General features: G+C 65.3%; 9 protein-coding genes. 4 read left to right on the top strand and 5 right to left on the bottom strand.

The features are described from left to right. Positions 1-191: 191 nt before the first annotated feature. Genes ACE3QM_RS17950 through ACE3QM_RS17935 form a run of 4 tightly spaced genes read left to right on the top strand, consistent with a single transcriptional unit; the run spans position 192 to position 4,542 of the window. Entirely contained in the window at positions 192-1,055 is an 864-nt protein-coding gene (locus ACE3QM_RS17950; protein ID WP_374423779.1) for a carbohydrate ABC transporter permease, read from the top strand. Positions 1,056-1,064: 9 nt separating this feature from the next. Continuing rightward, positions 1,065-1,934, top strand: coding sequence for a carbohydrate ABC transporter permease (locus tag ACE3QM_RS17945; RefSeq protein ID WP_048408536.1), 870 nt, complete (start codon positions 1,065-1,067; stop codon positions 1,932-1,934). Beyond that, positions 1,931-3,418, top strand: coding sequence for a beta-N-acetylhexosaminidase (nagZ, locus tag ACE3QM_RS17940; protein ID WP_374423776.1), 1,488 nt, complete (start codon positions 1,931-1,933; stop codon positions 3,416-3,418). The genes ACE3QM_RS17945 and nagZ overlap by 4 nt, the downstream gene beginning before the upstream one ends. 11 nt (positions 3,419-3,429) lie before the next feature. Next, on the top strand, positions 3,430-4,542 hold the full coding sequence (locus ACE3QM_RS17935; protein ID WP_048408538.1) for an ABC transporter ATP-binding protein: 1,113 nt from the start codon (positions 3,430-3,432) through the stop codon (positions 4,540-4,542). Positions 4,543-4,709: 167 nt separating this feature from the next. On the opposite strand, the gene ACE3QM_RS17930 is transcribed toward ACE3QM_RS17935, so the two are convergent. The 5 genes from ACE3QM_RS17930 to ACE3QM_RS17910 form a co-directional block, all read right to left on the bottom strand. Then, the gene (locus ACE3QM_RS17930) at positions 4,710-5,390 is read right to left on the bottom strand and encodes a B3/4 domain-containing protein (RefSeq protein WP_053074221.1); all 681 of its coding nucleotides are present in this window, start codon (positions 5,388-5,390) and stop codon (positions 4,710-4,712) included. A gap of 110 nt (positions 5,391-5,500) precedes the next feature. Continuing rightward, positions 5,501-5,869, bottom strand: a complete 369-nt coding sequence (locus ACE3QM_RS17925) for a hypothetical protein (RefSeq protein WP_374423774.1) — start codon at positions 5,867-5,869, stop codon at positions 5,501-5,503. Positions 5,870-6,299: 430 nt separating this feature from the next. Further along, the gene (glpD, locus tag ACE3QM_RS17920) at positions 6,300-7,817 is read right to left on the bottom strand and encodes a glycerol-3-phosphate dehydrogenase (RefSeq protein WP_374423771.1); all 1,518 of its coding nucleotides are present in this window, start codon (positions 7,815-7,817) and stop codon (positions 6,300-6,302) included. A gap of 410 nt (positions 7,818-8,227) precedes the next feature. Then, on the bottom strand, positions 8,228-9,574 hold the full coding sequence (glpT, locus tag ACE3QM_RS17915; RefSeq protein ID WP_048408541.1) for a glycerol-3-phosphate transporter: 1,347 nt from the start codon (positions 9,572-9,574) through the stop codon (positions 8,228-8,230). Between the two features lie 140 nt (positions 9,575-9,714). Continuing rightward, the gene (locus ACE3QM_RS17910) at positions 9,715-10,416 is read right to left on the bottom strand and encodes an MIP/aquaporin family protein (protein ID WP_048408542.1); all 702 of its coding nucleotides are present in this window, start codon (positions 10,414-10,416) and stop codon (positions 9,715-9,717) included. Positions 10,417-10,423 lie beyond the last annotated feature (7 nt).

The following is a 10,423-nucleotide window of genomic DNA, read 5'->3' as shown; positions in this document are numbered from 1 at the left end:
CGGAATGTACTCGTGGTACATGAGCATTTTGAGCTTGTTTTCAACGCCGTATCGCCGCAGCGCAGCAGATTATGAACGGGTTCTAAATACGTGCTTGAACGCGGCGGCGTCCCAGACCCCGCCGCCCCGCAACCCGCAGGCCGACGCCGCATCCCGGCGCCGGCCTGCCGCTACGTCACAAGGTTCTGCCCATGCGCACCAAGACCACGCTGCAAGCCTATCTGTTCCTGGCCCCGGCGCTGCTGCTGATGCTGGCGTTCTCCTTCTGGCCGGTGGGCTTCGGCAGCTTCATCGCCTTCACCCAGTACAATCTGATCGACAGTCCGCGCTGGGTGGGCCTGGACAATTTCCGCGATTTGTTCGGCGACGAGCTGTTCCTGGCCTCGCTGAAAAATTCCGCCGTCTACCTGCTGGTGGTGCCGGTGATCCAGGTCGTCGCCATGCTGCTGGCGGTGCTGGTCAACAACCAGCTGCCGGCGATCAAGTGGTTCCGCGCCGCCTACTACCTGCCGGTGGTCACCTCGGTATCGGTGATCGGCATCATCTGGAACTTCATGTACACCGAGGACGGCGTGCTCAACGCCGCGCTGCACTGGCTGCGGGTGATCAACGAACCGGTGGGCTGGCTCAACGACGACCGCATCGCGCTGTTCGCGGTGATGTTCATCACCGTCTGGCGCGGCCTAGGCTGGTATATGGTGCTCTACCTGGCCGGCCTGCAGGCGGTGCCGGCCGATATCTACGAAGCCGCGCAGCTGGACGGCGCCAACGCCTGGCAGCGCTTCTGGCGCATCACCGTGCCGCTGCTGGCGCCCACCATCCTGCTGTGCTCGGTGATGTCGGTGCTGGCCGCGGTCAAGGCTTTCGAGGAGGTGCAGATCATGACCAAGGGCGGGCCGATGCAGTCCACCTACACCGCGCTGTTCTACGCCTACGAGTTCGGCATCAAATCGCTGAACTTCGGCCGCGCGCTGGCCGCCAGCCTGGTGATGTCGGTGTTCTGCGTGGCGCTGGCGTGGCTGAATTTCCGTTACCTGCAGCCGCGTGAATCTTAAGGAAACGCCATGCATAACTCCGCCACCCTCGCCGCGCCCGCCGCCCGCCGCCACAGCGCGCGGCTGAGCAAGCTGGCCGGCCGCGGCCTGCACTATCTGGTGCTGAGCCTGATCGCCGTCATCACCGTCTACCCGTTCTGGTGGACGCTGGTCACCGCGCTGTCCACCGAGGGCGATGTGTTCGCCTTCCCGCCGCCCTTGCTGCCCAGCGCGCCCAGCCTGGCCAACTTCAAGGAGGCGGTGTCCAGCATCGATCTGCTGGCCTTCTACAAGAACTCCGTCATCATCGCGCTGGCCACCGTGGCCGGCACCCTGCTGGTCAGCGCGCTGGCCGCCTACCCGCTGGCGCGGATGCGCTTTCCCGGCCGCAAGCTGGTGTTCGGCGCCATCCTCGCCACCATGATCCTGCCCAGCGAAGTCAATTTTCTGGTCAACTTCATCACCGTGTCCAAGTTGCAGCTCACCGACAGCTATAGCGGCGTGGTGCTGCCCACGCTGGCCGGCGCGGTGGGCATCTTCCTGATGAAGCAGGCCTTCGAGGCGGTGCCGCAGGATTTGATAGACGCCGCCCGCGTCGACGGCGCCGGCGAATGGCAGATTTTCTGGAAAATCATGCTGCCGCTATCGCGCCCGGCCTTGGCGGCGCTGACCATACTCACCATGGTGTCGGCGTGGAACCAATACATCTGGCCGTCCATCGTGATGTCCAGCCCGGACAAATTCCCGCTGTCGGTGGGCGTGCTCTACCTGTCCGGCGCCTTCAGCTTCAAGACCCGAGTGGTGGCCGCCGGCGCGGTGCTGACCGTGCTGCCCATCCTGCTGGTCTTCCTGTTCACCCAGCGCTACTTCCTGCGCGGATTCGATGGAGCCGTCAAATGAGCGATACCCTGCAACAACTGGCCGGCCAGGCGCTGATGGTGGACGTGGCCGGCCCGCGCCTGGGCGAGGAGGAAGCCGCCTTCCTGCAACGGCTGGGCGCGCGCGCCATCTGCCTGTTCCGCCGCAATGTGCCGGACGAAGCCAGCATCCGCCGGCTGATCGCCGATCTGCAATGCGCGCTGGGCGAGGACATCCTGATCGGCATGGATCAGGAAGGCGGCGCGGTGATGCGCACCCTGTTCCTGCCGGCGGCGCCGTCGGCGATGGCGCTGGGCGCGGTGGACGACCCCGAGCTGGCCGCGCAAGTGGGCGCGGCGGTGGCGCGCGGCCTGGCCAGCCTGGGCGTGAACTGGAATTTCGCGCCGGTGCTGGACCTCAACAACAACCCGGCCAATCCGGTGATCTCGGAACGCTCCTTCGGCGAGGACCCGCTCAAGGCGGCGCGGCTGGCGCGCGCCTGGATCAGCGGCCATCTGTCCGAAGGCGTGGCCTGCTGCGTCAAGCACTTCCCCGGCCACGGCGACACCCATACCGATTCCCACCTGGACCTGCCGGTGGTGGACAAGCCCAAGGCCGAGCTGCGCGATTACGAGCTGTCGCCGTTCGCCGCGTTGGCCGATCTCGCCCCCGGCATGATGAGCGCCCACATCCGCTTTCCGACACTGGACGCGGACTGGCCGGCCACGCTGTCGCCGGCCATCCTGCAGCAATTGCTGCGCGAGCAGCTGGGTTACCAGGGCGTGATGATCACCGACGGCATGAATATGAAGGCCATCCGCGAACGCTGGGGCCAGGCCCAGGGCAGCGCCCAGGCGCTCGCCGCCGGCGCCGACCTCAGCCTGGTGCTGCAATTCCAGGACGAGATGGAGGACAGCAAGCAGGCGCTGATCGCCGCCGTCGCCGCCGGCCGGCTGAGCGAGGCGCGGCTGCAAGAAGCGGCCGCGCGCGTGGACGCGCTGATCCAGCGCTATCCCAGTCGCCAGCGCGATTACAGCGCCGCGCAACGCGCGGCCGACGCCGAATTGTTCGCCGACGCCTGGCGCCGCGCGCTGACCCTCCACGGCCAGCCGCAACGGCCGCCGGCCGACGCCACGCTGCGCCTGGTGGTGCAGGACCAGGCGCCGTCCGACGGCGTGTCCGAGGCCGGCCTGTCCGCCGACGCGCTGATCGCCCGGCTGTCGCGCCGCTTCAGCCTGGACGTGATCCGCTACCAGCAGCGCGAGGAACTGGACTGGCGCCGGCTGCCGCAGGACGGCCGCTATACCGTGGTCGCCTCCACCACCCGCGAGCGCTACGGCGCGCGCGAACGCGCCGAATGGCGGCCGGATCTGCACCTGGCCCTGTGGAACCCCTACGCCGCCGCCGATCTCGACGCGCCGGCGCTGATCAGCTACGGCTTCGCCGACGCGGCGCTGGACGCCGTCGCCCAATGGCTGGCCGGCGAGATAGACGCCGCCGGCGTGCTTCCCGCGCGCCTGCAATAAAAGGATTTGATATGGCCCACCTCAAGCTCAGCAATATTAAAAAAGTCTACGACGACGGCAACGCGGTGATCCACGGCGTGGACCTCGCCATCCGCGACGGCGAATTCATGGTCTTCGTCGGCCCGTCCGGCTGCGGCAAATCCACGATGATGCGCATGATCGCCGGCCTGGAAGACATCAGCGCCGGCGAACTGTGGATAGGCGGCCAGCTCGCCAACGACATCCAGCCGTCCAAGCGCGGCGTGGCCATGGTGTTCCAGAGCTACGCGCTCTATCCGCACATGACGGTGCGGGAAAACATGGCCTTCGGCCTCAAGCTGGCCGGCAAGAGCAAGCCGGAAATCGCCGCCGCCGTGCACCGCGCGGCGCTGACGCTGCAGATAGAACACCTGCTGGAGCGCAAGCCCAAGGCGCTGTCTGGCGGCCAGCGCCAGCGCGTGGCCATCGGCCGCGCCATCGTGCGCAAGCCGGAGGTATTCCTGTTCGACGAACCGCTGTCCAATCTGGACGCCGCGCTCAGGGTGCAGATGCGCATCGAGCTGGCGCGGCTGCACAAGGAACTGGGCAGCACCATGATCTACGTCACCCACGACCAGGTGGAAGCGATGACCATGGGCGACCGCATCGCCGTGTTCAACGCCGGCCGCATCGAACAGGTGGGCACGCCGCTGGAGCTCTACCAGCGCCCGGCCAACCGCTTCGTCGCCGGCTTCATCGGCTCGCCCAAGATGAACTTCCTGCCGGCGGCCATCGCCGCGGACGGCCCGGCCGGCCTGGCGCTGGAACTGCCCGGCGGCCAGCGGCTGAACCTGCCGTTCCAGGGCCGCGCCGGCGACGCCGCCACCCTGGGCGTGCGCGCCGAACACCTGCGCTTCGCCGACGCCGGCGTGCCGGCGACGGTGCAACTGGTCGAACACCTGGGCGATGTGCAGATCGTCTATGTCCAGGCCGACGGCGTGGCCGAGCCCATCGCGGTCAAGCTGGGCGGCCAGGACGCCGCTCCGCCGGCCGGCAGCGCCTGCCGCCTGGCGCTGGACGCCGAGCACTGTCATCTGTTCGATGCCCGGGACCAGGCCTTGCCCAGGCTGGCGGCGCAAGCGCAGGCCCAGGCCGAGACGGTGTGAACGTCAACAGCGCATAAGCAAAAAGGACGCGATCGCGTCCTTTTTCATTTATCCACAGAAAAATCTATCCAGCGCTTTTATCCACAATTCACCGCGCCAGCGAAATGGCGAGCGGCGAAATCCGCTTCGCCAAGCCCTCGGCAAGACTTACCCACAAGCGCACGCCGTCACGCCACTTTATCCACAGCTGCTAGTTCAAAGCTCGCGCGCGCCGCGTCCAGTTCGAAACGCAGCAACCGTCCGGCATGCGGCCGCAGTTGCTCGGCCAGCCAGTCCATGCCGGCCGCGCCGGAGGGAAAATCGCGGTCCGGCCGCTCGCTGACGAAGACCACGTCGCGGCTGCCTGCATCCAGCTTGAACAAGTCCGACTCCAGCCAGTTCAAGCAACGGCACACCACCCGCCGTTCACCGTTCAGCCACACCGCCTCGCCCGGCTGCGGCGTTTCCGCCTGATCCCGTCCCAGCGGCAGGAAGGGTTCGTCGCCGGCGGCCAAGTCCAATTGCAATACGCCGCCCAGCTTGGCGATGTCCTCGCCGCCAAACGGGCTCAGGCTCAGCAAGGACGCCTGATTGTACAAGTCCACCAAGGGCAGGATGCTGCGCAGCTTGTCCTTTTGCGCCGCCTTGACCAGGTATTCCAGCGAACAGCGCGCCTTCTTGTCGCCGGGCAAGTCCTTGTACAACTGCTTCCAGGCTTGCAGCAGCGCGTCCAGATCACGCTCCGGCTCCGGCAGCGTCGGCAGCCGCGCCGGCAAGGCGGCGGCGTCTATCTCCAGCGCGATCAGGCCGCTGACCTGAATCTGCGGCAGGCGGGACAATAAGGCGGGGCTGAGGGCAATCTGCATCATCGGGCTTTCCACGGTTGAATCCGCCTCAGCATAGGCTGGCGGCGTTCATAGGGGAAACGCGTTTTTTTGCTGGGGTATTAGCGCGGCTTAAGCGCCGCGCCAACGCGGATTCAGTGAATGGAGTCGCTGCCGCCCGCATCGAAGGAGTCGACGGCATTGACCATCACTTCCTCCAGCAGCGAAAAAAAGCCGGCCCAATAATCGCCTTCGGGACCTTGCGCCGCAAAATCGACATGCTCGGCGATGCGCGCTAGCAGGGAATCGTTTGGAGCGCTGGGATGCGCCAGGACGTATTCGATGTAATGGCTGGAGAATTCGCGGCCGATACGGTAAGCCGAGTCACGGTCGGCGTCGGCCGGCACCGCTTGGCAGTGCCCGCGCAAGGGCTGCGGCAGCAGGGCGGCGAGCGAGGGTTGCTGATTCGGCTCCGTTGCGATGACGGAATAATACTGGTGGTTAAGCGGACGTTGTACGGACATAAAGCCTCCCATGGTCTTGCGACGCGCCCCGCCTCGGCAGAGACGGAAAGCCCGGCGCCTAAGCCGGCGCGGACAGGATGGCCGAACCGGCGGCGGATCTGGTATGGACGGCGCGCAACGGGGACTTAACAAGCGGTTCACGCTCCGCTGCGCGGGTGAGACCGTGAACAGGCTCTAAAGTACCTAGCAGCGCCAATCCATAAGCAGCTACTGCCAAACCTTGCGGATGCGCCCGGTTTTCGCGAGCACGGCTGGATTGTGCCCAGCGGGCATCCCGACGGTCAAGCCGGCGGGGTCGCGGGCGAGTGTGGATAAACCAAGGCTTGGACGCCGCGCTGTGGATAACTTCGACATGCCTGGCGGATGCCTTGCCGCATCATGAGAAAACCCGGCTCAAGGCCGGGTTTTTGTGCGTTACGTCCGTAAAAGCTCAGGCGGTCAGCCTTTGCTCGCGCGCGGCGGCCTGACCCAACAGCCAGGCATCGATTACCTCGGCGGCGTGCGCCGGCAAATGCAGCTTGAGCTTGGAACGACGCCACAAGATGTCCTCACTGCGCGTCGCCCATTCCTCGTTCACCAGGTAGCGCAGCTCCGCTTCGTACAGGCCGGGCAGCAGTTCCGCGCCCAATTGCTCCAAGCCGGCGGCTTGGCCGATCAGCTTGGCCACGCGAGTGCCGTAGGCGCGCGCCCAGCGCCGCGCCAATGCTTCCGGCAGCCATGGATATTGCTGGCGCAGGCCTTGCAGGAAACGCTCGAAATCCGCGCCCGGCATATCGCCGCCCGGCAGCGGCGCATCGGCGGTCCAGGTGGTCTTGCTGTTGCCCAGCAGCGGGGCCAGCTTGTCCACCGCCTCTTCCGCCAACTTGCGGAAGGTGGTGATCTTGCCGCCGAACACCGACAACAGCGGAGCGCCGTCCAGATCCATTTCCAGCGAGTAATCGCGGGTGACGCTGGCGGCGTTGCTGGCTTCGTCGTCCAGCAGCGGACGCACGCCGGAATAAGTGGACAGCACGTCGGCCGGGCTGATCTGGCTCTGGAAGTAGCGGTTGCTCATCTGGCACAGATAAGCCACTTCCTGATCGTCTATCGCCACCTTGGCCGGATCGCCGCGGTATTCCACGTCGGTGGTGCCGATCAGGGTGAAATCCTGCTCGTAGGGAATCGCGAAGATGATGCGCTTGTCAGGGTTCTGGAAAATATAGGCATAGGGGTGGTCGAACAACTTCTTGACCACGATGTGGCTGCCCTTGACCAGGCGGATGGACTTGCCGGACGGCAAGGACAGCGTGTCCTTGATCAGGCTTTCCACCCACGGGCCGGCGGCGTTCACCAGCGCGCGGGCGCGCACCTGGCTGCGGCTGCCGTCTTCGGCCTGCAGTTCGCACAGCCAGTGTTCGCCGTCGCGGCGGGCGCCGACACAGGCGGTGCGGGTCTGCACGCGCGCGCCGCGCTCGGCGGCGTCCTTGGCGTTGAGCACCACCAGGCGCGCGTCCTGCACCCAGCCGTCGGAGTAGACGAAGCCGCGCTTGAACGCCGGCTTGATCGGCTGGCCGGCCGGGTGGCTGGCGAAGCTGACGGTTTCGGAGCCGGGCAGCACTTCCCGGCGTGCCAGGTGATCGTAGAGGAACAGGCCGCAGCGTATCATCCATTCCGGGCGCTGGTTCTTGTCGTGCGGCATCACGAAGCGCAGCGGCCAGATGATGTGCGGCGCGGCCTTGAGCAGCACTTCGCGCTCTTGCAGCGCTTTGCGCACCAGGCCGAATTCATAGTATTCGAGATAGCGCAGGCCGCCGTGGATCAGCTTGGTGCTGGCGGAAGAGGTGTGCGCGGCCAGGTCGTCCTTTTCGCACAGCATCACCGACAGGCCGCGTCCGGCCGCGTCGCGCGCGATGCCGGCGCCGTTGATGCCGCCGCCGATTACCATCAGGTCGTAAATCTCCACTGCCATCTTCCCTACCTCTTTCTTCCCAGGGGCCTGCTTAGAACCTGTTGAGGATCTGCTGCGCGTCGGCGATACGGCGTTGAAACCAAGCTCAAAATGTTCATGTACCACGAGTACATTCCGCTTTTTCGCCCGTTTTCGCCCGTTTTCGCCTTGTCTCGCCTTAGCTCGCGAGATCGTAAACACGTTCTTAGAAGCTGTTATTCCCTCGCTGGCGCGCGTCAGCGCTCCAGCGATGCCATCCTACCCAGAATAATTATAAACGAACAAAAATACAACATTTTGCTTTCGTTTTAATGCTGTTAACACGCGATTTTTGCGGTTTAACCGAACAAACGCGGAAATACGCAAAAAAATAGGCGGCAAGCTGAGCTGCCGCCTCGTAAAGCGCCCGGCAGCGCCGGGCTCTGCGGGATCTAAATCCGGTTCAAGGCGGCGTCCTGATCACGCCCATGCCAGGTGGTCAAAGCCAGCAGCACGATGGCGGCGACGCAAGAGCCCACCATCAGCATGAAGCCGCCGTCCCAGCCGAAGTGATCGACGGTGTAGCCGACCACCGCGTTGGCGGCCACCGAGCCGCCCAGATAGCCGAACAGGCCGGTGAAGCCGGCGGCGGTGCCGGCGGCTTTCTTCGGCGCCAGTTCCAGCGCGTGCAGGCCCACCAGCATCACCGGGCCGTAGATCAGGAAGCCGATGGCGATCAGCGCCAGCATGTCCACGGTGGGATTGCCGGCCGGGTTCAGCCAGTACACCACGGTGGCCACCGTCACCAGGGCCATGAACAACATGCCGGTGGCGCCGCGGTTGCCCTTGAACAGCTTGTCCGACATCCAGCCGCACAACAGGGTGCCGGGAATGCCGGCCCATTCGTACAGGAAGTAAGCCCACGACGATTTGTCCACCGAGAAGTGCTTGACCTCTTTCAGATAGGTGGGCGCCCAGTCCAGCACGCCGTAGCGCAGCAGGTAGATGAAGACGTTGGCGAAGGCGATGTACCACAACAGCTTGTTGGGCAGGATGTACTTCTTGAAGATGTCGCGCGCGCTCAGTTCTTGCTCGTGGCTGGCGTCGTAGTCTTCCGGGTAGTCGTTCTTATAGGCTTCCACCGGCGGCAGGCCGCAAGACTGCGGGGTGTCGCGCATGGTCAGGTAGGCGAAGATGGCGACGCCGATGGCGGCGGCGGCCGGCACGTAGAAGGCGGCGCGCCAGTCGTTGAACCAACCCATGCCCAGGATGAACAGCGGGCCGATCATGCCGCCGCCGACGTTGTGCGCGCAGTTCCAGATCGACACGATGCCGCCGCGCTCCTTCTGCGACCACCAGTGCACCATGGTGCGGCCGCTGGCCGGCCAGCCCATGCCCTGGAACCAGCCGTTGAGGAAGAGCAGCACGAACATGATGCCGACGCTGGACGTGGCCCAAGGGGCGAAGCCCATCAGCAGGAAGATGGCGGCGGACAGGATCAGGCCGACGCTGAGGAAGACGCGTGGGTTGGAACGGTCCGACACCGCGCCCATCAGGAATTTGGAAATGCCGTAGGCGATGGCGACGCCGGACATGGCGAAGCCCAGATCGCCGCGCGAATAGCCTTGCTCCACCAGGTAGGGCATGGCCAGCGAGAAATTCTTGCGCACCAGGTAATAGCCGGCATAGCCGAAGAAAATACCGAGGAAGATCTGCCAGCGCAGTCTCCGGTACAAGCTGTCTTGTTCTGAGGAGGGCAATAGCGGCTGATGCGCCGCCGGACGGAACATACTGATCATGGAACACCTCTTTTTTTAGTGGGCCGATCTTTGTCGGCTGTGGATTGCCAGCGCGGCGGCGTTGAGTCCGCCGCCGCGCTAAAACTGCAGCCGGCCTCCAGCGCCTGTTCACGGAACAGGGGCCATGCGCCGGCCAGGTATCACAGGGTATAGGCCAGTGCCGCCAGCGCGCCGCCTATCAGGGAACCGACCACCGGCACCCAGGCATAGCCCCAGTCGCTGTCGCGCTTGCCGGGAATCGGCAGCAGGGCGTGCATGATGCGCGGCGCCAGATCGCGGGCCGGGCTCATCGCGTAGCCGGTGGTGCCGCCCAGCGACACCCCGATGCCCAACACCAGCAGCGCCACCGGCAGCGCGTCGATGGCACCGAGCGACATCTTGGGCGCCACCATGCTGAGGATGGCGAACACCAGCACGAAGGTGGCGACGATTTCGGACACCAGATTGCCCGGCAGGCTGCGGATGGCCGGGCCGGTGCAGAAGGTGGCCAGCTTGGTGTCGGCGCAGTCGGTGCTGTCAAAATGCTTGCGGTAGATCAGCCACATCAGGCCGGCGCCGGTCATGCCGCCCAGCATCTGCGCCAGCACATAGCCGGGCACCTTGGCCCAGGCAAACTTGCCGGCCACCGCCAGCGCCACCGATACCGCCGGATTCAGGTGGGCGCCGCTGATCGCCGCCACGCTGAACACGCCGACGAAGACCGCCATCGCCCAGCCGAAGGCGATGACGATGAGGCCGCTATTGTGGCCCTTGGTGTTTTTCAGCAGCACATTGGCCACCACGCCATTGCCCAGCAGCACCAGCAAGGCGGTGCCGATGAATTCGCCCATTAAAGGATTCATGATTGTT

The sequence above is a fragment of the Chromobacterium sp. genome, from assembly GCF_041912965.1.
Lineage (GTDB): Bacteria > Pseudomonadota > Gammaproteobacteria > Burkholderiales > Chromobacteriaceae > Chromobacterium > Chromobacterium aquaticum.
This window is presented reverse-complemented; position numbering and strand designations above follow the sequence as displayed.